The organism is Butyrivibrio sp. LC3010, assembly GCF_000424385.1.
In the GTDB taxonomy this organism is placed as follows: Bacteria; Bacillota; Clostridia; order Lachnospirales; family Lachnospiraceae; genus Butyrivibrio.
Map to the genome: position 1 here is coordinate 253,645 of NZ_AUJU01000001.1, position 22,241 is coordinate 275,885.

The following is a 22,241-nucleotide window of genomic DNA, read 5'->3' on the forward strand; positions in this document are numbered from 1 at the left end:
AAACATGGCAGCATCATATATCTCGGTGCCTCGTGATCTCACGAAGGTCAAAAGTAAGGTGATGTTCAATATGACAAAAAGACAGCTGATCTGTTTCAGTGTTGCAGCACTGTTTGGAGTGCCGACCTTTTTTCTGATAAAAAGGGTCGCATCCCCAACTACAGCAGCTATGGGAATGATGGTGATAATGATGCCGTTTTTCTTCCTGGCTATGTATGAAAAGAATGGTCAGTATCTTGAGGTTATCTTAGGACATCTCATAGAGGCAACATTCATCAGGCCAAAACAAAGGCCCTATAAGACAGACAATAACTATTCAGCACTTGAAAGGTATGTAAACGCACAAAAGGAGGTCGATAAGATTGTTCAAATTGCTTTCGAAAGAGAAAAAAAGAATTCTCGTCATGCCAAAGCATCTGACTAAAGCCGAGAAGAAGCAGGTCAGAGAGATCATAAAGAACGCACAGAAAAATGACGGGGTTCCCAAAACTGCCCAGCAGTCCATTCCCTTTGACAGGATGTTTCAGGATGGTATATGCAGGATAGGGCAGGACTATTACACCAAAACAATTCAGTTTCAGGACATCAATTATCAGCTGGCACAGCAGGAGGATAAGACAGAGATCTTTGAGGAGTGGTGCAGCTTCCTTAACTTCTTTGACAGTTCAGTTCATTTTCAGCTTTCCTTCATGAACATGGCTACTGATATAGATGATTTTAGAACGAGCATTGCCATTCCGCATCAGGGCGATGGATTCAACAGTGTAAGGGATGAGTATAGTTCAATGCTCTTTCATCAGATGGAGGCTGGTAACAACGGACTTACCAAAACAAAGTTCCTTACCTTTGGTATCCATGCTGATTCCATGAGATCGGCAAAGCCAAGGATAATCCATATTGAAACGGATATCCTGAACAATTTCAAGAGGCTTGGTGTTCAGGCGAAGATCCTGAATGGAAAAGAAAGACTTGCCCTTATGCATCAGCAGTTCCACATGGGAGACATGGAAAAATTCATCTTTGACTGGAAGTACCTGAATAGAACAGGACTCACAGTTAAGGACTTCATAGCACCAAGTGGTTTTGGCTTCCCTACAGGAAGGAAATTTCAGATGGGCAGTCTGTACGGGGCCATGAGCTTCTTATCCATTGATGCATCGGATATCAATGACAGAATGCTTGCTGATTTCCTTAATATGGAATCCAGCATGATAGTAACCATGCATATCCAGTCAGTGGATCAGCACGAAGCTATAAAAACTGTAAAACATACCATTACAGAACTTGATAGGAGTAAGATCGAGGAGCAGAAAAAGGCTGTAAGAGCCGGGTATGATATGGACATAATTCCCTCAGACCTAGCAACTTTTGGTAAGGATGCAAAGGATCTTCTGAAGGAATTGCAGAGTCAGAATGAGAGAATGTTCCTTCTAACCTTCCTTGTCATGAACACCGGAAGGACAGAGCAGGAGCTTGAAAACAATGTTTTCCAGGCTAAGTCAATTGCTCAGAAGCATAACTGTAATCTTATCCGTTTGGACTTTCAGCAGGAGCAGGGGCTGATGAGTTCGCTTCCCCTGGCAAACAACCTTGTTGAGATTCAGCGTGGTATGACTACAAGCAGTACAGCAATATTTGTTCCGTTTACTACGCAGGAATTATTCCAGGCAGGAGACGAGAGCCTTTACTATGGCTTGAATGCTCTTTCCAACAACCTGATCATGGTAGACAGAAAGCTCCTCAAAAACCCTAATGGTCTTATCCTTGGTACTCCCGGTTCCGGTAAATCATTTGCAGCAAAGAGGGAAATTGCCAATGCTTTCCTTGTGACTGACGATGACATAATCATCTCAGATCCCGAGGCCGAGTATGCAGCTCTGGTTGAGCGCTTTAATGGCCAGGTGATCAAGATAAGCCCTACATCTACGCAGTATATCAATCCCATGGACATCAACATGAACTATTCGGATGATGATAATCCGATAGCGCTTAAGGCAGATTTCATCCTGTCCTTGTGTGAGCTGATCGTAGGTGGAAAAGAGGGATTGCAGCCTGTAGAAAAGACGGTTATAGACCGCTGCATTCATCAGATCTATAACAAGTATTTCGAAGATCCCACACCAGAGAAGATGCCGCTTTTGGAAGATCTTTACAACGCACTTCTTAAGCAGGATGAGCCGGAAGCCAAACATGTGGCGACTGCACTTGAAATTTATGTCACAGGTTCCCTTAATGTCTTTAACCACAGAACCAACGTGGATATCACAAACAGACTTGTTTGTTATGACATTAAGGAACTCGGTAAGCAGCTTAAGAAGATCGGAATGCTAGTGGTTCAGGATCAGGTCTGGGGCAGAGTTACAGAGAACCGTTCTCAGGGAAGGAGCACCAGATACTATATGGATGAGATGCACCTTCTTCTGCGCGAGGAGCAGACAGCAGCTTACACAGTAGAAATATGGAAGAGATTCCGTAAGTGGGGCGGCATTCCGACAGGTATCACGCAGAACGTGAAGGACTTGCTTGCTTCAAGAGAAGTAGAGAATATCTTTGAAAACTCCGACTTCATTTATATGCTGAATCAGGCTGTTGGCGACAGACAGATCCTTGCCAAGCAGCTCAATATAAGTCCACATCAGCTCTCTTATGTAACACACTCAGGAGCCGGTGAAGGGCTTATTTTTTATGGAAATGTGATCCTTCCGTTTGTAGACAGGTTCCCTACGGATATCGAGTTGTACCGTATCATGACGACCAAATTATCCGAGGTATCAGAGGCTAAGGCAGAGAGCAAATAAGGGAAAGGATGCGAGTAAATGAATGAAGGAGTTTACACAAGAGATACGAGCAAAGCCAAAAGAGAAATAAAGCCGGATCAGACACCAAAGAAAAAGACTCATGCCGGGAAGCTTAAGAATGAGGCTTCCCGAGCTGAGTACGCTAGGAAAAAGCTTCGTGTTGGAAAAGCTGATATCACCATGACAAAAGAGGAAAAGGAGGAGCTTAAGAGACTTCGAAAGCAGGGCAGGAAAAAGATATATGCAGATGCAGCTGTTTCAAGAAGTATCCATAGTGAAGTCAGCAACAAAAACGAAGATAACAATGCAGGCGTGGATGCAGTAAATGCAGGCACAGAAGCAGCCCAGGATATCGGATATGTTGTAAGGACTGTAGTAACTGATTCCAAAACAGAAAAAGAATATCTGTCAAAGCTAAAGGAAAACAGTACAAAAACAGAGAACGGTTACAGCAAAAAGATCCACAGCAGGACCGGAAAGGAAGGAGCAAGGAGGCCTTCCAAGGAAGCACAGCAGAATCTGATGCGAAAAGAGATCCAGAGACATGCGCATGAAGCTCAGGCAAAGGAGAGCGCCAATGCTTTCGGAAGCATCACAAAGCGTTTTACGGATAAGGCTGAGGACATTGCAGGAAGACTTGCGGAAATGATAAAAGAGTTTGCTGAAAACCATCCGCTGGGACTCCTGATTGCTGTGGTTGTTCTCATAGTTATCCTGGTGCTTTCAGGTACACTCAGTTCCTGCTCTATGATGGCAGGAGGTAGTAATGAGCTGGTTGTCGGAACGAGCTATACAGCAGATGATCCGGATATAGTTGCTGCGGAAGCTGATTATCAGGAGCTTGAAGCTGATCTTCAGGAACAGATAGATAATATCGAAACTGACTATCCTGATTATGACGAGTACAACTATGACCTGACTGAAATCGGTCATGATCCTTTCGAACTGGCTGCTCTTTTAACAGTTCTTTATGAGGATTATACAAGGGAAGAAGTTCAGGAAATGCTGCAGACAATCTTCGAGTATCAGTACACGCTGGAGATTGAAGAAGAGGTTGAACAACGACCGGTTATTGATGAGGAAACCGGCGAAGAGACTGGCGACACATACGATTATTATATTCTTAATGTCACGCTGACCAACGAAGGAATACAGGCCGCAGTTGATGCCCTTGACCTTACTGTGGATCAGATAAAGCGCTATGAAGTAATCGTAGAACTTAAGGGTAATAAGCCTGATGTGTTCGGAGATGCACCTTATCTCAATCCTGGTACTCCCAATCCTTATGATGACTACGCTGTTCCCGGAGAATATCTTACGGATGCACAGTTTGCAAGGATGCTTGCTGAGGCTGAAAGATATCTTGGTTATCCTTACGTCTGGGGTGGAAGTAATCCTTCCACAAGTTTTGACTGCTCAGGATATGTCAGCTGGGTAATAAATCACTGTGGCAACGGATGGAACTATGGAAGGCTTACTGCAAATGGTTGGAAGAATGTCACAGCGAGAGTCAGGGAGTCTGATGTAAAACCGGGGGATCTTATCTTTTTCCAGGGAACATACAACACAGTAGGCGCAAGTCATGTGGGGATTGTGGTAGATCCGGTAAACAAAATTATGATTCATTGTGGTTCGCCAATAAAGTATGCAAGCTATGATACACGCTATTGGAGAGCGCATTATTACTGCTACGGCAGAATCAGATAAAAGAAGGGAGAGCAATATCATGTACGAGAGATTAGATAAGCTCCGCGCTGAAGTGGAGCGTTGCAAAAGAAAGGTTGAAGACGACAGGCAAAGGCTAAAAGCTGCTGAACAGAAATTGCAGGAGGCTGAAAATACACAGATCCTTGCTGATGTAGGTGCGCTTAACCTGTCACCTGAGCAGCTGGCAGATTTCCTTAAACTGGTTGCAAACGGTCAGGTTGGAAGTGCAGGTACTGTAAGTACCGTTACAGCTGTAAACAAAGAAACTGAAGTTGAGACAAAAGATGATGATGATTACGATTTGGAGGGCTTAGAAGATGAAGAAAACTAAACTGAATATCAGAGGAAAGATACTTGGAGCTGTGGCATTTGCTGCGGCTCTTTTTATTGGAGCGATGCCTATAACAGCATTTGCCGGAGGACATGAGTGTACTTGCGAAACGAAGTGTACAGAGGATTGCATTGATCCTGACTGCGAACTTTGCAAGATAGATTACACCTTATGCTGCGGCGAAGATCCGGAAGAGGCAGAGCCTGAGGAAAAACCGGAAGAGAAGTGGGGACCGCTCACGCCTGATGGAAACATGACTCTTGTGGATGATTATGGAAGTATTGAAGCCGGTGGCAAGCAGTTTATCACTGTTGTAACGAAGTCCGGCAATTACTTTTATATCATCATAGACCGTGATGATCAGGGACAGGAAACAGTTCACTTCCTGAATATGGTTGATGAATCAGATCTGTTATCGCTTATGGATGAGGATCAGGTTAAAGAATATATGGCGTCAAAGGGTATAGCTGAAGAGGCGCCTGCTACCGTAGTAGAGGAGCCCAAGGAAGAACCCGAACCTGCTCCACAGCCCGTAGAGCCCGAACCGGAAAAGAAGAATCCTGCCAGCGTCCTGGCGCTTGTACTTCTTCTTGGAATTGGCGGTGCAGGAGGATATATGTATCTGACCAGGGCTAAGTCCAAAAAGGCAGATCAGGTGATAGAGGATCCTGATGCTGATTACGATGAGGACGAGGATGATTATCTGAACTCACTCCCCGGGGATGAAGAAGATTTCGAACCGCAGATAGATACAGAGGATGATATCCTTGTCGAGGATCCAGCTGATACTTCGAAAGAGGAGGATGTGTAATGGGTAGAAAATCACGTTACAGCGAATATGCAAAAGGAGTGTATGGAGAGCAGGGCGATGTCCCTGCTCTTTCCATTAAGGAGAAGCTTTCCCAGATGAGAGAGAAGGCAAAAGAAATAGACAAGAAACCTGAAAAGAAGGAGGAAAAGTAATATGGCTTTTGACAAAAATAATTTTGATCCCAAAGCTGCAGCAGAGGCTCGTAAGAAGGAAATGGATGAGATCACAGTGAAGCTTGAAAAGGGAGTAAAGGATATTTTTACTACTGAAAGTTACAAGGATTATCTGAACTTATGCGCTAAGCTTCCCAGGTATTCAGTAAATAATCAGATCCTTATCATGATGCAGAAGCCTGAGGCTACTATGTGCCAGTCCTTTAGTGGCTGGAAAGAAATGAATCGTCATGTATTAAAGGGAGAAAAAGGAATCAGAATCCTTGCACCTGCGCCTTACAAGATGGAACGTGAGCAGGACAAGCTGGACGGAAGCGGTAAACCGATTCTCGATAAGGACGGAGAGCCTGTAAAGGAAAAAGTTGAAGTTACCATAAATGCCTTTAAGCCTGTCAGTACCTTTGATGTGAGTCAGACAGACGGTGATCCCATTCCGACGATTGGAGTAGCGGAGCTTACTGGAACTGTGGATGGATATAAGACACTTTTGGATGCACTTAAGGATGTTATTCCTGTTCCGATTACATTCGAGAATATCGAGTCAGGTGCAAAAGGGTATTTCCATGTTGAAGACAACCGCATCGCTGTTCAGGAAGGAATGAGTGAAGCACAGACAGTGAAGACAATTCTTCATGAAGCTGCACATCAGGCACTCCATTCCAAAGAGGCACAGGATGCTTCTTCAGAACAGAAATCCAAAAATCAGAAAGAGACCGAAGCTGAGTCAGTGGCATATATCGTGTGTCAGCACTATGGCATCGATACTTCTGATTACTCTTTTGGATATGTAGCTGGTTGGTCAGAGGGAAAAGAATTACCTGAACTGAAGGCCTCACTTGATACAATCCGTAAAACTGCATCTGACCTGATCGTGAAAATCGATGAAAAGGTCCAGGCGATAGCACAGGTTCAGGACATGGATAAGTTTATGGAAGCGCATGGTGATGAGCTCCCTTTCGATGATCCGGAGGCTGATCAGCCAACAGGCTTTATCAAGATCACACCTCCGGTAGATTTTGGAACGATTCAGCGGGACAGAAAGATCACTGTTACAGCTGAAACCAAAGTTCAATCCATAGAAAAAGCTGATAAAACCAAAGAAAAAACCAGTGAAACCAAAGCTGATAAAAAGCAGAAAGCAAAAAAGATTTCCGTGAAAGAAAAGCTTTCTGCAGAAAAAGCAAAGGTGTCAAAAAATAAGAAACCAAAGACAGAGCCGAAGAAAGATCTTCAGGCTGCTATGTGACAGGAGGGTGATGATGGCAAGCAGAGATTCATGTATCCGGGCTTTGGCGAAAAAGCTTGGTAAGAAATATCGTGTGACCGTCATAGATTTTGAGCACGTGGTATATAGAGATTTTGGCAATGGCTACAACGTTGAAATCAGCGGAATGTATACCACAAGCAAAAAGAAAAAGGCCACCCTTTACCTTTGGGACGGAGAAACAATTGGAGCGCGTGTTGTGAAAAATGTATCGGATGTCGCACAGGATGATATCGGAAAAGAAGTTGAAATTTTATATGAGTATTCAAAATCCCTGATAGAGAAAGGGAACAACAATAAGGAGGAGAACGAATGAGTAAGAGAACAGTATTAAAAGTAATAGCAGGTGTAGGTGTTGTTGGAGCTGTGGCAGCTATAGTCCAAAGAAGTAACAGGAAAGTTCGCTATGCGGATCTTGCAGTTAGAGAGGCTGCACAACTGGTTGAAGAAGCAGCCAAGACTGTCGATGAAGCGATAGATCTGATCGAGGATTATCGTGATGAAGCCTTCGATTGTGATATCCTGGAGGAAGATTTCGAGAACGACAGCGAGGATGAGGAGTTTGAAAACGCTGACTCACCATGCGGTTGCCCTTATGAGGACAGATGCTGCATTTACGCTGAACGTCTTGAGAAGAACTACGAAAAGGAGGGTTCCCGTGCTTAATCTTGTGATCGCTGAAAAGCCTTCGGTGGCTCAGTCGATTGCTAAGGTTCTTGGATGCACCGGCAGACAGGATGGATACCTGGAAGGAAACGGCTATCTTGTCAGCTGGTGCGTTGGGCACCTTATAGAGCTTGCAGAGCCAGAAGGATATGATAGCAAATATGAAAAATGGAAAAAGGAAGATCTTCCCATAATTCCTGTGGAGTTTAAGTATCAGGTATCTGCATCTACCAAGAAGCAGTTTCAGACTCTGAGAGAACTTATGAATCGCAGTGACGTTACTGTTATTACAAATGCCTGTGATGCAGGTCGCGAGGGAGAGCTTATTTTCAGACTTGTTTATGACAAGGCTGGCTGTAAAAAGCCAATGAAGCGTCTTTGGATTTCGTCCATGGAAGATGAAGCAATAAGAGAGGGATTTAAAAATCTTGAAGATGGAAAAGCTTACGACAAGCTTTATGAAGCTGCTCTTTGCAGAGAGCGTGCTGACTGGCTTGTTGGAATCAATGCCACAAGATTTTTTACCTGTTCTTATGGACAGACTTTGAATGTGGGCCGTGTCATGACTCCGACACTTGCACTTGCTGTAGAGCGTGAAGCCAAGATCAGGGCATTTAAGCCGGAGGATTTTTATCAGGTGCAGATCGAAACGCTTGATGGGAAGCTTACCTTTAAGGGCGAGAGGCTATCAGATAAAAATGAGGCTGAGGCTATAGCAGATAACTGTAAGACTGAGGGCAAGGTGGTAGTAACAAAAGCAGAAACGAAGGAAAAGTTGGAAAACGCCCCTTTGCTCTATGACCTTACTTCGCTACAAAGGGATGCCAACAAAAAGCTTGGCTACACTGCTCAGCAGACTTTGGACTATGCGCAGAGCCTGTATGAAAAGAAACTTCTCACCTATCCGCGAACTGACAGCAGATTTCTTACAGATGACATGGGTGATAAAGCTGCAGAAATTTTCAATATTATTCAAGAGGCTATTCCGGAAATATGTGCATCTATCACCTGCGATTGCAAGAAGCTCCTGAACAGTAAAAAAGTATCTGACCACCACGCTATCATCCCAACAGAAGTAATGGAGACTACAAAATTAGAAGAACTTCCGGAGGGTGAAAAGAAAATATTGCAGCTTGTGGCAGTAAGATTCATGGAAAGTATAGCAGAGCCTGCGAAGTACAACATTACTGAAGGAGAAGTTTCATGCCTGGGTAAGTTTTACTCCTATAAGTGTAAACACTTTGCAGAGCTTGGCTGGAGAAATGTGGACAGGATATTTGAATCGGAAGTGGATATTGAAGAAGGTGAGGACTGGTTTGCATTTAGCCCGGGGGAAGAAATCACTATCACAGGTACTTCTGTGAAATCGGGAAAGACCACACCGCCCAAATCCTATACAGAGGACACACTGCTATCTGCCATGGAAAAAGCCGGTGAAGAAGACATCCCAGATGAAGCTGAGAGGAAAGGCCTTGGCACTCCTGCTACAAGAGCAGGGGTTATAGAAAAGCTCGTTCGTATAGGATTCTTGGAGAGGCGCGGTGATAAGAAAACAAAATATCTTGTTCCTACGCACAAGGGCGAGACGCTTATTACAGTAATTCCGCAGTCCATACAATCAGCATCTATGACAGCGGAATGGGAACAGAAACTTTTGCAGATTGAAAGGTCGGACTATGATGCAGATGCATTTATGTCAGAAATAGCGCAAATGGTTCAGACGCTGATAGATACTTACAGAATTGTTCCTGATGCAGAAGTGCTTATGCATCCTGTGTATGATCCGATAGGAAAATGTCCTTGCTGTGGAAGTGATGTGGTTGAGAAGTCCAAAGGATTTTTTTGTGAAAACAATAGCTGTAAGTTTGCGCTCTGGAAAGACAACCGCTTCTTTGATTCACTGTCCAAGAAAATCACTAAACAGATTGCAACTCAGCTTATTCAGAATGGAAATGCCAGGCTTAAGAAATGCAGATCCATTAAAACAGGGAAGACCTATGACGCTACAGTAGTTCTTACTACAAGTGATAATGGGAAGGCACAGTTTTCGTTAGATTTTACGAAGGGAGGTAAATAATCTATGGAGAAAAAGAGAAAAAACAAAATCAGAAAATGGGATGAGGTAGGTGGCGCTGTAGAAATTGATGAAGAAGTTTTGCTGGAAAGTCCGACAGAAGATCCAGGAGCAGGCCCTGCAGTCAGCAGGAATTTCATGCGTGGCATAGAGGATATGGTAGAGCAGAACGACAACAATTTTGATGGCGTTATCAATAACCTGCCTGAAGAAAAGCCCGTGGCTCAGATGAATGCGGCTAATGTTATAGAAGAGGAACAGGAAAAGAAATCAATCCTCAAGAAACTTCAGGAAGCTTTTAGCGATGCTCCTAAGCCTAAGCAGGTAGAGCCCTGTTGCATCTGCAATGCCATGGAGCGTTTTTGATGCGTGAGTATACAGATACTTTTCTTGTCAGGTTCAAAGAGGGAGAGCGGGATATTGTCAGAAGAAAAATGGAAGAGGCTGGCATTAGGAACATGGCTGCCTATATTCGGAAAATGGCAATTGATGGATATGTGATAAGGCTCGATCTTAGCGATGTGAAGGAGGTGGCTCGCCTCCTTCGCATCAATTCCAACAACCTGAACCAATATGCAAAAAGAGCAAATGAAACCGGCAGTATATACCTGGAGGATATAAAAGAATTACAGCGCCAACAGGAAAAACTATGGGAACTTATGAAAGCCATATTGCAGCGATTATCTACAATTTGAGAAAGGGGGTGAGGACTTGTGGCTGCGACCAGACTGATTTCCATGCATTTGAATAAAGGAAAATCCATTCAGCAGTGCCTGAAGGACAGAACTGATTATGCTCAGAATCCTGAGAAAACAGATGATGGCATTTTGGTCAGCAGCTATGAGTGTGATCCTAAGCTTGTTGAGGAACAGTTTGCTTTGGCCAAAAGCGAGTATCTGCATAATACCGGAAGACATTATCATGGAGATGTGATTGCTTATCAGATCAGGCAGGCTTTTAAACCTGGAGAAATAACACCGGAGGAGGCAAACCGGATTGGATATGAAACAGCAATGCGTTGGACCAAAGGACAGCACGCTTTCATTGTAGCAACACACATAGATAAAGCTCATATCCATAACCATATCATTTATAATTCCACCAATCTTGACTGTGACAGGAAATTCAGGGATTTCCATTTGTCAGGGATAGCACTTCATAAAGTCAGTGATCTTGTCTGCCTTGAAAATGGTTTGTCTGTCATAACTCCGAGAAAACCGTCGGAACGCAGCAGGCGTACAGTTTATCCTGAGCGAAAAAGCTTCCGTGACGAGATGCGTGAGTGCATTGACATCTGTATGGAGCAAAAGCCGAAAGATATGGATGAACTTATAAAGCTGCTTCGTGAAATGGGCTATGAAGTCAAGCGTGGGAAATATGTATCCCTTAAAGGAAGAGGTCAAAAGAAATTCCTTCGTATGAGATCTCTTGGTGCAGGCTATAGAGAACAGGATTTGGAAAAGATTTTTTCAGGTGAAAGCACATTTACACCTGATCCAAAACAGCAACAGAAAGAAAACTTTGCAGATAAGCCTGAATCCAAAGTGGATATGCTTCTTGATATTCAGGCCATAATTGCCAAGGGAAAAGGTCCCGGCTATGAGCGATGGGCTAAGGTTCATAATATAAAACAGATGGCGCAGACACTTCTGTTTTTGGAAGAACATGATCTTCGTGATTATGATGAACTTGCTGAAAAAGCTAAAGCAGCCTCCGACAGATTTGGAGAAATTACAGAGAAGCAGAAAGCTTTGGAGGCAAGACTTGTAGAAATTGCTGCTCTGAAAAAGCACATCATAAACTATTCCAAGACCAGGGACGTTTATGCTGAGTATCGAAAGAGCGGCTATAGTAAAAAGTTCTTTGAGGAACATCGTGAGGCTATCACACTTTGCAAGGCTGCAAAGGAAGCCTTTTCCAACATCGAGGGAAAACTTCCCAAGATAAAAGACCTTAACCAGGAATACAACGAGGTTCTTCAGGAAAAGAAAAAGACCTATGCTGAGTACAGACAGGCAAAGCAGGATATGAAAGATATCCAGATGGCAAAGTACAACATAGATCAGTTTCTCAAAATTGAGGAACAGGATAGGAATGCTGAAAAGCAGAAAACAACTGAACAGACATTATAAGAATGTGGGAGATTTCACTGTGATGATGCAGTGGAGTCTCCCTCTTTTTTGCGTTATACGCAAATGCTATTAGCATCAATTCTGTTGATGCGTGGCTCCGAGTGAAACGAGGTTCTGGGGGATTGGGGGCTATCCCACCAACAAGCAAGCCGCCTCCGCGATATCGCGAGGCCCTGCTTGCGAAAATGAAAAATTCAGTTGTCAAGGATTGAAAGATAATTTCAAAATTTTTTAATGATTAATTCGAAAAAGAGTTTTGCAAAGTCGAAAGTTGGATTTGAGTTATGAATGATATAAGAGTATAATGTAGCCTAGGACTATTTATCGGGACTTGAAAGTTCTTTGTGATGATGGGTAATCCCCATAAGAGAGGAAGAGTATGGCTGTATCTTATAACGGATTATGGAAACTATTGATTGACAAGGGAATGAAAAAAATGGATCTTGTCGAAAATGAGAAAATTGGAATCAGTAGCAGTACGCTTGCAAAGATGAGCAGAGGCGAGACTGTTTCTATGAATATTTTAGAGAAAATCTGTCTTGAACTGGATTGCGATTTTGGAGATATAGTTAGCATTGATCGAAACAAGAATATTGAGGTGAAATAATGCCTGTTGAACTTATAGATAACATCCATAAAACATTGGGGGATGATCTGAAAGCGGTTATAAAAAAAGGCGATAAGATTACAATTGCCGCAGCAAGTTTTTCGGTTTATGCATATAGAGAGCTTAAGGATGAACTTGCTAAGTGTGAAGAGTTCCGTTTTATTTTTACGGAGCCTACTTTTACTGCGTCAGAAGACATTAAAGTTGAAAAAGAGTTTTATATTCCTAAGCGTAACAGAGAAAAGAATCTTTACGGAACAGAATTTGAAATAAAGCTGAGAAACGGATTAGACCTTCGGGCCATTTCAAAAGAATGTGCAAACTGGGCTATGAAAAAGGCAGTGTTCCGTTCCAATATCTCAAATGAAAAAATGACCGGTTTTATGACTTCCGGAGATAATACATATGCCCCAATAAGGGAGTTTACTGCTGTAGAACTAGGAGAAGAACGTGGTAGTTATGCATATACCATGATACAGAAAGTATATGGTGAATGCACTCAGGAATACCTGAAATTGTTTGATGAAGTATGGAGGGACGAGGATAAATTACAGGATGTAACTGCGGACGTTATAGCAGGACTTTCTTCGGCATTTACAGAAAACTCGCCTGAGCTGATTTACTTTATAACTCTGTATAACATTTTTAGTGATTTTTTAGAGGAGTTATCTGATGATGTGCTCCCGAATGAGAGAACAGGTTTTAAGGACAGTACTATTTGGAGCCTCCTTTATGACTTTCAGAAAGATGCAGCAATATCTATTATAAATAAGCTTGAAAAATACAATGGCTGTATCTTGGCGGATAGCGTAGGACTTGGAAAAACTTTCACAGCTCTTGCTGTAGTTAAGTACTATGAGAGCAGAAACAAATCTGTGCTTGTGCTTTGTCCTAAGAAGCTTGGAGAGAACTGGATTACTTTTAAAGGAAATTATGTAAATAATCCAATTGCAAAGGATCGACTTAGATATGATGTCCTGTTCCATACAGACCTTTCCAGAAAAGGTGGAATGTCTAATGGGATAGATTTGGATAGATTAAACTGGGGGAATTATGACCTGGTTGTTATTGATGAATCTCATAACTTTAGAAATGGTGGTCAGTATTCTGGAGGAGATGAGTCAAGGGGCAATAGGTATCATCAACTGCTTAATAAGGTTATTAGAGCAGGTGTTAAGACGAAAGTATTGATGCTCTCGGCGACGCCTGTTAACAACCGTTTTAATGATTTAAGAAACCAGCTGGCAATTGCCTATGAGGGTGATGTTGAACAGATAAATGAAAAGTTGAATACGACTCATTCAATCGATGAAATTTTTAGACAGGCTCAGAAGGAGTTCAATGCCTGGAGCAAATTAAAGCTGGAAGAGCGAACTACTGATAAGCTGCTTAAAGCACTTGATTTTGATTTCTTTGAAGTGTTGGACAGCGTTACTATTGCACGTTCACGAAGGCACATTGAAAAATATTATAAGTCAAGTGAGGTTGGAAAGTTCCCAGATCGAAGGAAACCTATTTCTGTCAGATCAAACCTTACAGATTTAGAGGACGCAATTAATTATAACGAAATATATGAGCAGCTTAATACCTTGGCTTTGGAAATATATACGCCATCAGCATATATTTTTCCAAGCAAAATTGAAAAGTATAAATCACTTACACACAATAAGGGTACTGGATTGACACAGAGTGGTCGAGAAGAAGGTATCAGAAAACTGATGAGTGTAAACCTTTTGAAAAGGTTAGAAAGCTCTGTTTATTCTTTTAACCTTACCCTTTCAAGAATTGCAAATCTGATTAACTCTACGATTGAGCAGATAAATCAATTTGAAAAGTGTGGACTTGCAAACGTTGATGCTATGGAAATATCAGAGGATGATGACTTTGATATAGATGATCAGAACACAGATCTTTTCAGTGTGGGTAAGAAGGTGAAAATAGATCTCGCTGATATGGACTATGTGAGCTGGAGAGAGGTACTCAAAAAGGATGCAGAGACATTAAAGCTAGTTTCGGAAATGGTTGCTGACATTACGCCAGATCATGATTCTAAGCTCCAGGCATTGATAAAACATGTATCGCAGAAAATTGAAAATCCTATCAATCCTGGGAATAAGAAAGTAATTATTTTTTCGGCTTTTGGCGATACAGCAGAGTACTTATATGATAATTTAAGCGACTATCTTCATAGTAAGTATGGTATTCATACAGCATTGGTTACAGGAGCTGTTGAAGGGAAAACAACACTATCAGGAATAAAAGGTACACTCAATAATATCCTTACATGTTTTTCTCCGATTTCAAAAGGTCGTGATGTATTGATGCCGGGAAGCAATAAAGAAATCGATGTTCTCATTGCGACGGATTGTATTTCTGAAGGACAAAATCTACAGGACTGTGATTACCTTATTAACTATGATATCCATTGGAATCCGGTAAGAATTATCCAAAGATTTGGTCGTGTTGATAGAATAGGTAGTCGTAATCAGCAGATACAGCTTGTGAACTTTTGGCCTGATATGGATTTAGACGAATATATAAACCTAAAAGCCAGAGTTGAAACACGTATGAAGATTTCAGTTATGACATCTACTGGAGATGATAATCCTATCAGTCCAGAAGAGGCAGGAGACCTTGAATATAGAAGACAGCAGCTCAAGAAACTTCAAGAAGAAGTCGTTGATATGGAAGATATGTCTTCGGGTGTTTCTATCATGGATCTCGGCTTTAATGAGTTCCGCATGGATCTGTTGGAATATATGAAGAAGGACAAGAATTTAGATAAACATCCAAATGGGATATATGCAGTAGCACCACGCACAGCAGAACTACCGGAAGGAACGATATTTGTTCTTCGAAATATTAAGAAACTGAACAAAGATGATAACCAGAACAGAATCTATCCATATTATCTTGTTTACCTTGATCAGTATGGCGAGGTTGTTTGTGATTATTTGAGCCCCAAGAAATTACTTGATAGCATGAGGCTTCTTTGTAAAGGGCACTCTGAACCCATCGAAGACCTATACATGGCATTTAATCAGGAGACTGACGATGGGAAGAATATGAAAGAGTTATCAGAGCGACTGTCCACTGCAATTGAATCTATTATGGACACTAAGGAAGAAAGCGATATAGACAGTCTATTTAAGCCAGGGGGAACTACTGCACTGTTATCTACAGTAAGCGGATTGGATGATTTTGAATTGATATGTTTCTTGGAAATAAAATGATTGCGTGTAAAGGAAGGTAATGATGTTAGATTTACCTAAGAGTACTGAGTTTAACAAAAGGATACCTAAACAGTCCTTTTATGAAAATCTCGATGTATCACCATCTATAAAGAAATACTTTGTAGAACAAATAAAAACAATATATTGGAAAAACAAGATTTCTCCCGAGACAATGAATCTTGCTCCTGGAGAAATTGTTACAGAATTGCAGGTGTTTGAAATACGGTTGAGTAGTAACGAACTCGATGAATCAGTGCTTTCGTTGATTGATAAGAAGATTCCATATCATATTCTTTTTATTCTTGAGTACAATGGTAAATATCAAGCATGGACAGCTTATAAAGAGGCTGTTTCAGGAAACAATGCATTTAAAGTAGGAACATATTACCACACGGAATGGTTATGCGAGTCAGAATTACTACTTAAGATTGAAGGGCTGAACATAGATAAGGTCTACGAGAATTTAGTTAGACAGATTGCTGGAGAACTGTTAAGGAATGATTCCCATGAAAGCTTGAAAGAATCAGTAGATAGAGAAAGACGAAAACAAGAGTTAAAGAAGCAAATTGAAACATTACAGCAGAAAGTGCGACGAGAAAAACAATTAAATAAACAAATGAAGTTAAATTCAGAACTAAAAAAAATAAAAAAAGAACTGGAGGAACTCTAAAATGGAAAAAATGAAAATGGAGTCAATAGATATTATGGGGAATAATGTAGAAAAAATAGGGATGCTATTTCCTAATTGTATTACAGAGGCATTAGACGAAGAGAATAGTACTCCAGAGAAAAAAATATATAAGAAAGCTATAGATTTCGAGATGCTCAGGCAGATGCTTTCTAAAGATGTGCTCGAAGGAGATGAAGCATACGAATTTAGTTGGGTGGGGAAAAAAGCGGCAATAGTAGAGGCAAATAAGGCTATTCGCAAAACGCTTAGACCTTGCCCAGAAGAAAGTGTTGATTGGGACAATACAGAAAATGTGTACATTGAAGGGGATAACTTGGAAGCTTTAAAGCTTCTTCAGGAAAGTTATTTAGGAAAAGTAAAGATAATGTATATTGATCCGCCATATAACACGGGCAATGATTTTATTTATCGAGATGATTTCACTCAATCTATAGATGAATATGATGAGGAATCAGGAATCTATGACGATTCAGGAAATAAGCTATTTAAGAATACCGACAGCAATGGTAGATTTCATTCAGATTGGTGCTCAATGATATATTCTCGACTTTTGCTTGCTAGAAATCTGCTTTCAGATGATGGAGTTATTTTTATTTCAATTGGACAAGCGGAAGAATATAACCTTACAAAAATATGCAATGAGATTTTCGGCGAACAAAATCAAGTAGGTATAATATCGCGTATGATGAAGAGTGGAGGAAATAAGGGACAATATTTTTCTCCTAATATGGAATATGTACTAGTGTATGCGAAAGAAATAACTTGTTTGGGCTTTTTTAGAGAACCGTTATCTGATGATATTAAAAAAACATATAACCATGAGGAAACTGAAGGGGAGAGAACTGGTGAGATGTTTACAATAAAGGGGCTATGCCAACCTGGGTTGGGAATACGTCCTAATCAGAGGTATTGGATAGAGGCTCCGGATGGTTCATTTTTGATACCAAGGGGAAAAAACTTTCCGGCATCTATAGTTGAAGGGGAAAAAATATTACCGACAGATGAAGATACGTGCTGGAAATGGACTTATGATAGATACGCTGAAGAAAAGAAGAAAGGTAATATTTATTTTCATAAGAGCACAAGTGCAACTGCGCTAGTAAATGAAAATGGAGAAACTGCTCAGTGGAACGTTTTTAATAAGATTTGGCTTTCGGATAGGGAATCTGAAGGGCGGGTGCCAGTAGATTTAATAACAAAATGGGAAAATAGAATTAGCTCAAAAGAACTTAAAGACTTAGGAATTCCATTCGATTTTGCGAAACCTACAGAACTTATAAAATATTTAGTGTCACTTGTTCAAAAGAATAAAAATGCTATTGTTATGGATTTCTTTTCTGGAAGTGCAACATCTGCTGATGCAGTTATGCAACTAAATGCTGAGGATGGCGGAAAGAGAAAATTTATAATGATTCAGTTGCCGGAAGAAAATGATGAGTTATCTGATGCATATAAGTCGGGTTACAAAACAATATGCGATATAGGAAAAGAAAGAATTAGGCGCGCCGGAGGAAGGCTAGAAACTGAACATGATATTGATACAGGTTTTAGGGTGTTCAAAGTTGATGACACAAATATGAAGGATGTTTATTATTCTGCAAACGAATACAATCAGTCAGTTTTAGATTTGCTTGAGTCAAACATCAAAGAAGACAGAACATCGCTTGATTTGCTATTTGGATGCATCATTGAATGGGGGCTTCCTTTAGATATGAAATATAAGGCAATTCAGAAAGAAGGATGCACTATTCATGTTTGTGATGATGGTGATTTAGTTGCGTGCTTTGATAATAATATTCCAGATTCGGTAATTGACGAGATTTCGAAAATGCAACCATTAAGAGCTGTGTTTAGGGATTCTGGGTTTACAAACAGCCCACAGAAAATAAACCTTGAGGAACGTATTAAACATATTGCGCCTTATACAAGCGTGAAGGTTATTTAAGAAGGGGGGAAGAATGTGATGAAAATTGAGAAAAACAAAAAAATGTTACTGGTTAGATATAGTGATTTTTTATATAAGGATTGTATAGATGATCATATAGAAGTGATTAATCAAAATGGATTTTGCTGGTTTGGGAAAGTGGGAAAGCAAAAACCATCGAAAAAGTTTTGCGATGTTGTACTGAGTGAAGAATGTCCAATGATTATTTTACACTCTGCCAAAAAGGCATATATATGTGATGTTGAAGAAATAATTTTTGAGACGCCACAAGACGGATGCTTTCCTAAATACTATAAGAGTGTCCTTTTTGATAAAGGTAATGAGCCTTCTGCATATTTCAAGATATCAAGTTGTATTGAAATAAATAAATCCGTTTTATCAAATTTTATTGTAAGTAGTAGTCGTAATAGTTTGCCAAACTCTCTGCATGGTTCGATGAATTCAATTTTTTTGATTGAATGCGACAAAACTGTTCAAGAGAAGGAGTTATATAAATGAAATTACACTATAAACATCAAAAATTCCAAGCAGATGCAGCCAAAGCGGTTGTTGATGTATTTGCGGGACAACCGTATTTGACACCTACATATATGATGGATAGAGGCTCAGGGTATATACAGCAGAGTCTTACTGATGATGTGGATTTTACAGGATGGAGCAATCAGAAAATAGTTCCAGAGTTAAATGATCAGGTGATTTTGGAACACCTTCAAAAAATTCAGAGAAGTAACCAGATTGCGCCTTCAAATAAGCTTGAGGGAAGAGGTTCAGGATTCAACTTAACTGTTGAAATGGAAACAGGTGTTGGAAAAACTTATACGTACATCAAAACAATGTATGAACTTAACCGCGCCTATGGATGGAGCAAATTTATTATTGTTGTTCCAAGCATTGCAATAAGGGAAGGCGTTTATAAGTCTTTTGAAATGACACAGGAGCATTTTGCAGAAGAGTATGGGAAGAAAATCCGCTTCTTTATATATAATTCTGCGCAGCTTACAGAGATAGACAGGTTCGCATCTGACAGTTCAATAAATGTAATGATAATCAATTCCCAGGCTTTTAATGCAAAGGGTAAGGATGCGAGAAGAATATACATGAAGTTAGATGAGTTCCGCTCTCGTAGGCCTATTGATATTATTGCTAAAACAAATCCAATAGTAATTATTGATGAGCCTCAATCGGTAGAAGGAAAGCAAACGAAGGAAAACCTGAAACAGTTCAACCCAATGCTTACACTGCGTTATTCCGCGACTCATAAGAGCGATAGCATTTATAACATGGTATATCGTTTGGATGCGATGGAAGCTTACAATAAAAGGCTTGTTAAAAAAATAGCTGTAAAAGGTATTACTGAGACTGGAAGTACAGCGACAGATAGTTATTTATATCTGGAAAGTATTAATCTTTCAAAGGGTGATCCTACTGCAACACTCCAATTTGAGGTAAAACTTGCGAATGGATCTACAAAGAAAAAAAGTAAAATTGTTTCAGAAGGAGATAATTTGTATGCCTACTCAAACAATCTTGAAGAATATAAGAACGGTTTCGTAGTTAGCCATATTGATGGTAGAGATGACTCTATAGAGTTTATCAATGGGATAAAAATACATGCCGGTGACGTAGTAGGAGCTGTAGATGAAGACCAGCTAAGAAGAATTCAGATTAGAGAAACTATACTTACACATTTACAGAGAGAGCGTCAGCTTTTCTATAAGGGCATAAAAGTTCTGTCATTATTCTTTATTGATGAAGTTGCAAACTATCGCGAATATGATACTGCAAATCAGCCTGTTAACGGTAAGTATGCTGATATGTTTGAGGAAGAATATCAGGATATTCTTGATAATATGCAGCATACCATAGGCGATGAGGAATATGTTAAGTATTTGCAGGCAATACCGGCAAATAGGACACATGCTGGCTATTTCTCTGTAGATAATAAGGGAAAGATGATTAACTCAAAAGTTGGCAAGAAAGAAACTACGTCAGATGATGTAAGCGCTTATGAGTTAATTATGAAGAATAAAGAGCTGCTCCTTGATCGAAATCCTAAAAAATCACCAGTAAGATTTATATTCTCACACTCTGCGCTTCGTGAAGGCTGGGACAATCCTAATGTATTCCAGATTTGTACCCTGAAGCAGAGTAGCAGTGATGTAAGAAAACGACAGGAAGTAGGACGTGGACTTAGATTATGTGTTAATCAGGATGGGGAACGTATGGATGTCAATGCATTGGGCAATGATGTTCATAATATCAATGTTCTTACAGTCATAGCAAGTGAGAGTTATGACTCATTTGCTAAAGGCCTCCAGACAGAAATGGCTGAAGCTGTAGCTGACAGACCTAAGGCTGTTACAAAAGAGCTGTTCGTCGACCATCTGGTTAAGGATGATCAGGGGAATGAGTTCCTTATTACACATGATGTTGCATCAGCAATCCATTTTGATCTGATTACGAATGGCTATATTAATAAGCTTGGTGAGCTTACTGATAAATATTATGAAGATAAGAAAAATGGAGATCTGAAGATTGCAGAGGAGGCAAAGGATTTCAAAGCAGGTGTAGTGGATATTATAGATTCAATCTACGATAGCAAGGCTATGATGCCTGAAAATGCAAGAAGTAATAATGTTGAGCTGCAAGTTGATAACGATAAGCTTAATAGTAAAGAGTTTAAGGCATTATGGTCAAAAATCAATACGAAATCAGTTTATGTTGTTGACTTCGATACGGATGAACTTATTAGAAAATCCGTTGCATCGTTAGATTCAAAGCTTAGAGTTTCTAGGATATTCTTCAAGGTTGAAACAGGTGCGATGGATGAGATTAAATCCAAAGAGGAGTTATCCTCTGGCAGCTCTTTTGTAAAGGAAGAGTCCGGAAGTTATGATATTTCAACATCTGCAAACTCAAATGTTAAATATGACTTAGTTGGGAAACTCGTAGATGAGACGGGACTGACTCGTAAAGCAATCATTGCAATATTACAGGGAATAAAACCAGCAGTATTTGATCAGTTTAAGAATAATCCGGAAGAATTTATATCTAAGGCTGCCCAACTTATCAATGACGAGAAGGCTACAGCTATAGTGCAGCATGTTACATATGATGTACTTGACGAAAAATATGATACAGATATTTTTACTGATCCAACTATTAAAGGCAAGCTCGGTGTCAACGCAATGAAAGCTAAGAAGCATTTGTATGATCATATTGTTTATGATTCGACCAATGAGAGAGACTTCGCAACGGAGTTGGATACAAATAACGATGTAGCGGTATATGTTAAATTGCCAGATGGATTTTATATATCTACTCCAGTTGGACATTATAATCCGGACTGGGCGATTGCTTTTTATGAAGGCACTGTTAAGCATATCTATTTTATAGCAGAGACAAAAGGATCAATGAACTCAATGCAACTTAGGATGATTGAGGATGCAAAGATTCATTGTGCTAAGGAACACTTCAAAGCTATATCGAACGAGAACGTTGTATATGACGTTGTTGATAGTTATAAGTCTTTAATGGAAAAGGTAATGAAGTAAAAGAAGGGAAGCAGTTATGTCAGACATTAAGTATGAAATAGTTGAGGAAATCGGGGTTTTATCGGAAGGAAGCAATGGTTGGAGAAAAGAGCTCAACAAGATTTCTTGGAATGACAGAGCTCCAAAGTATGACATCCGCGACTGGGCACCGGGACATGAGAAGATGGGCAAGGGTGTAACACTTACAGAAGATGAGCTAAAGGCTTTATATGGGCTGATTGACGCTTTATAAAAGAATTCATAGAAATGGGGTTG

20 protein-coding genes are annotated in these 22,241 nt (G+C 40.4%); all 20 read left to right on the forward strand.

Going from position 1 to position 22,241, the window contains the following annotated elements; all coding sequences use genetic code 11:
- Window positions 1-4 precede the first annotated feature (4 nt).
- The 20 genes from G622_RS0101050 to G622_RS0101145 all read left to right on the forward strand — a co-directional run bounded on the left by G622_RS0101050 (window position 5) and on the right by G622_RS0101145 (window position 22,218).
- On the forward strand, window positions 5-424 hold the full coding sequence (locus G622_RS0101050) for a PrgI family protein (RefSeq protein ID WP_026509155.1): 420 nt from the start codon (window positions 5-7) through the stop codon (window positions 422-424).
- Window positions 405-2,798: a VirB4-like conjugal transfer ATPase, CD1110 family gene (locus G622_RS0101055; RefSeq protein ID WP_026509156.1), complete on the forward strand. Its 2,394-nt coding sequence runs from the start codon at window positions 405-407 to the stop codon at window positions 2,796-2,798. The genes G622_RS0101050 and G622_RS0101055 overlap by 20 nt, the downstream gene beginning before the upstream one ends.
- 18 nt (window positions 2,799-2,816) lie before the next feature.
- Window positions 2,817-4,505 (forward strand): C40 family peptidase, encoded by a 1,689-nt coding sequence (locus tag G622_RS21185; protein ID WP_044956896.1) that lies wholly within the window; start codon window positions 2,817-2,819, stop codon window positions 4,503-4,505.
- A 19-nt stretch (window positions 4,506-4,524) separates the two neighbouring features.
- Window positions 4,525-4,836: a DUF4315 family protein gene (locus G622_RS21190; RefSeq protein ID WP_049945627.1), complete on the forward strand. Its 312-nt coding sequence runs from the start codon at window positions 4,525-4,527 to the stop codon at window positions 4,834-4,836.
- A complete protein-coding gene (locus G622_RS21195) occupies window positions 4,823-5,647 on the forward strand; it encodes a DUF4366 domain-containing protein (protein WP_049945628.1) in 825 nt (274 codons plus the stop codon). Before G622_RS21190 ends, G622_RS21195 begins: the two co-directional genes overlap by 14 nt.
- Complete coding sequence (locus G622_RS25605) at window positions 5,647-5,799, forward strand: hypothetical protein (RefSeq protein WP_155831390.1); 153 nt, start codon at window positions 5,647-5,649, stop codon at window positions 5,797-5,799. Before G622_RS21195 ends, G622_RS25605 begins: the two co-directional genes overlap by 1 nt.
- Window position 5,800: 1 nt before the next feature.
- Entirely contained in the window at window positions 5,801-7,066 is a 1,266-nt protein-coding gene (locus G622_RS21200) for an ArdC family protein (protein WP_049945629.1), read from the forward strand.
- 13 nt (window positions 7,067-7,079) lie between these two features.
- Window positions 7,080-7,400, forward strand: a complete 321-nt coding sequence (locus G622_RS21205; protein WP_044956897.1) for a hypothetical protein — start codon at window positions 7,080-7,082, stop codon at window positions 7,398-7,400.
- Window positions 7,397-7,750 (forward strand): hypothetical protein, encoded by a 354-nt coding sequence (locus G622_RS0101090; protein WP_026509157.1) that lies wholly within the window; start codon window positions 7,397-7,399, stop codon window positions 7,748-7,750. Before G622_RS21205 ends, G622_RS0101090 begins: the two co-directional genes overlap by 4 nt.
- On the forward strand, window positions 7,743-9,827 hold the full coding sequence (locus G622_RS0101095) for a DNA topoisomerase 3 (RefSeq protein WP_044956898.1): 2,085 nt from the start codon (window positions 7,743-7,745) through the stop codon (window positions 9,825-9,827). The genes G622_RS0101090 and G622_RS0101095 overlap by 8 nt, the downstream gene beginning before the upstream one ends.
- Window positions 9,828-9,830: 3 nt before the next feature.
- Entirely contained in the window at window positions 9,831-10,190 is a 360-nt protein-coding gene (locus G622_RS0101100) for a DUF4316 domain-containing protein (RefSeq protein WP_026509159.1), read from the forward strand.
- Window positions 10,190-10,519, forward strand: coding sequence for a plasmid mobilization protein (locus tag G622_RS0101105; RefSeq protein WP_026509160.1), 330 nt, complete (start codon window positions 10,190-10,192; stop codon window positions 10,517-10,519). Before G622_RS0101100 ends, G622_RS0101105 begins: the two co-directional genes overlap by 1 nt.
- An 18-nt stretch (window positions 10,520-10,537) precedes the next feature.
- Entirely contained in the window at window positions 10,538-11,956 is a 1,419-nt protein-coding gene (locus G622_RS0101110; RefSeq protein ID WP_026509161.1) for a relaxase/mobilization nuclease domain-containing protein, read from the forward strand.
- Between the two features lie 379 nt (window positions 11,957-12,335).
- The gene (locus G622_RS0101115; RefSeq protein WP_026509162.1) at window positions 12,336-12,563 is read left to right on the forward strand and encodes a helix-turn-helix domain-containing protein; all 228 of its coding nucleotides are present in this window, start codon (window positions 12,336-12,338) and stop codon (window positions 12,561-12,563) included.
- Window positions 12,563-15,796 carry a helicase-related protein gene (locus G622_RS0101120; RefSeq protein ID WP_026509163.1) on the forward strand — a complete coding sequence of 1,078 codons (3,234 nt, stop codon included), beginning with the start codon at window positions 12,563-12,565 and terminating at the stop codon, window positions 15,794-15,796. Before G622_RS0101115 ends, G622_RS0101120 begins: the two co-directional genes overlap by 1 nt.
- 19 nt (window positions 15,797-15,815) lie before the next feature.
- Window positions 15,816-16,466 (forward strand): DUF4391 domain-containing protein, encoded by a 651-nt coding sequence (locus G622_RS0101125; protein WP_242832929.1) that lies wholly within the window; start codon window positions 15,816-15,818, stop codon window positions 16,464-16,466.
- 1 nt (window position 16,467) lies between these two features.
- Window positions 16,468-18,432: a site-specific DNA-methyltransferase gene (locus G622_RS0101130; protein WP_026509165.1), complete on the forward strand. Its 1,965-nt coding sequence runs from the start codon at window positions 16,468-16,470 to the stop codon at window positions 18,430-18,432.
- A gap of 18 nt (window positions 18,433-18,450) precedes the next feature.
- Entirely contained in the window at window positions 18,451-18,930 is a 480-nt protein-coding gene (locus G622_RS0101135) for a hypothetical protein (protein ID WP_026509166.1), read from the forward strand.
- Window positions 18,927-21,986, forward strand: a complete 3,060-nt coding sequence (locus G622_RS0101140) for a type III restriction-modification system endonuclease (RefSeq protein WP_026509167.1) — start codon at window positions 18,927-18,929, stop codon at window positions 21,984-21,986. The genes G622_RS0101135 and G622_RS0101140 overlap by 4 nt, the downstream gene beginning before the upstream one ends.
- A 16-nt stretch (window positions 21,987-22,002) precedes the next feature.
- Complete coding sequence (locus G622_RS0101145) at window positions 22,003-22,218, forward strand: YdbC family protein (RefSeq protein WP_026509168.1); 216 nt, start codon at window positions 22,003-22,005, stop codon at window positions 22,216-22,218.
- The last annotated feature ends 23 nt before the right edge of the window (window positions 22,219-22,241 follow it).

Excerpts from the sequence above, each read along its gene's own strand:
- G622_RS0101050 (WP_026509155.1), top strand. The coding sequence starts at position 5 with ATGGCAGCATCATATATCTCGGTGCCTCGTGATCTCACGAAGGTCAAA.
- G622_RS0101055 (WP_026509156.1), top strand. The coding sequence starts at position 405 with ATGCCAAAGCATCTGACTAAAGCCGAGAAGAAGCAGGTCAGAGAGATC.
- G622_RS21185 (WP_044956896.1), top strand. The coding sequence starts at position 2,817 with ATGAATGAAGGAGTTTACACAAGAGATACGAGCAAAGCCAAAAGAGAA.
- G622_RS21190 (WP_049945627.1), top strand. The coding sequence starts at position 4,525 with ATGTACGAGAGATTAGATAAGCTCCGCGCTGAAGTGGAGCGTTGCAAA.
- G622_RS21195 (WP_049945628.1), top strand. The coding sequence starts at position 4,823 with ATGAAGAAAACTAAACTGAATATCAGAGGAAAGATACTTGGAGCTGTG.
- G622_RS25605 (WP_155831390.1), top strand. The coding sequence starts at position 5,647 with ATGGGTAGAAAATCACGTTACAGCGAATATGCAAAAGGAGTGTATGGA.
- G622_RS21200 (WP_049945629.1), top strand. The coding sequence starts at position 5,801 with ATGGCTTTTGACAAAAATAATTTTGATCCCAAAGCTGCAGCAGAGGCT.
- G622_RS21205 (WP_044956897.1), top strand. The coding sequence starts at position 7,080 with ATGGCAAGCAGAGATTCATGTATCCGGGCTTTGGCGAAAAAGCTTGGT.
- G622_RS0101090 (WP_026509157.1), top strand. The coding sequence starts at position 7,397 with ATGAGTAAGAGAACAGTATTAAAAGTAATAGCAGGTGTAGGTGTTGTT.
- G622_RS0101100 (WP_026509159.1), top strand. The coding sequence starts at position 9,831 with ATGGAGAAAAAGAGAAAAAACAAAATCAGAAAATGGGATGAGGTAGGT.
- G622_RS0101105 (WP_026509160.1), top strand. The coding sequence starts at position 10,190 with ATGCGTGAGTATACAGATACTTTTCTTGTCAGGTTCAAAGAGGGAGAG.
- G622_RS0101115 (WP_026509162.1), top strand. The coding sequence starts at position 12,336 with ATGGCTGTATCTTATAACGGATTATGGAAACTATTGATTGACAAGGGA.
- G622_RS0101120 (WP_026509163.1), top strand. The coding sequence starts at position 12,563 with ATGCCTGTTGAACTTATAGATAACATCCATAAAACATTGGGGGATGAT.
- G622_RS0101125 (WP_242832929.1), top strand. The coding sequence starts at position 15,816 with ATGATGTTAGATTTACCTAAGAGTACTGAGTTTAACAAAAGGATACCT.
- G622_RS0101130 (WP_026509165.1), top strand. The coding sequence starts at position 16,468 with ATGGAAAAAATGAAAATGGAGTCAATAGATATTATGGGGAATAATGTA.
- G622_RS0101135 (WP_026509166.1), top strand. The coding sequence starts at position 18,451 with ATGAAAATTGAGAAAAACAAAAAAATGTTACTGGTTAGATATAGTGAT.
- G622_RS0101140 (WP_026509167.1), top strand. The coding sequence starts at position 18,927 with ATGAAATTACACTATAAACATCAAAAATTCCAAGCAGATGCAGCCAAA.
- G622_RS0101145 (WP_026509168.1), top strand. The coding sequence starts at position 22,003 with ATGTCAGACATTAAGTATGAAATAGTTGAGGAAATCGGGGTTTTATCG.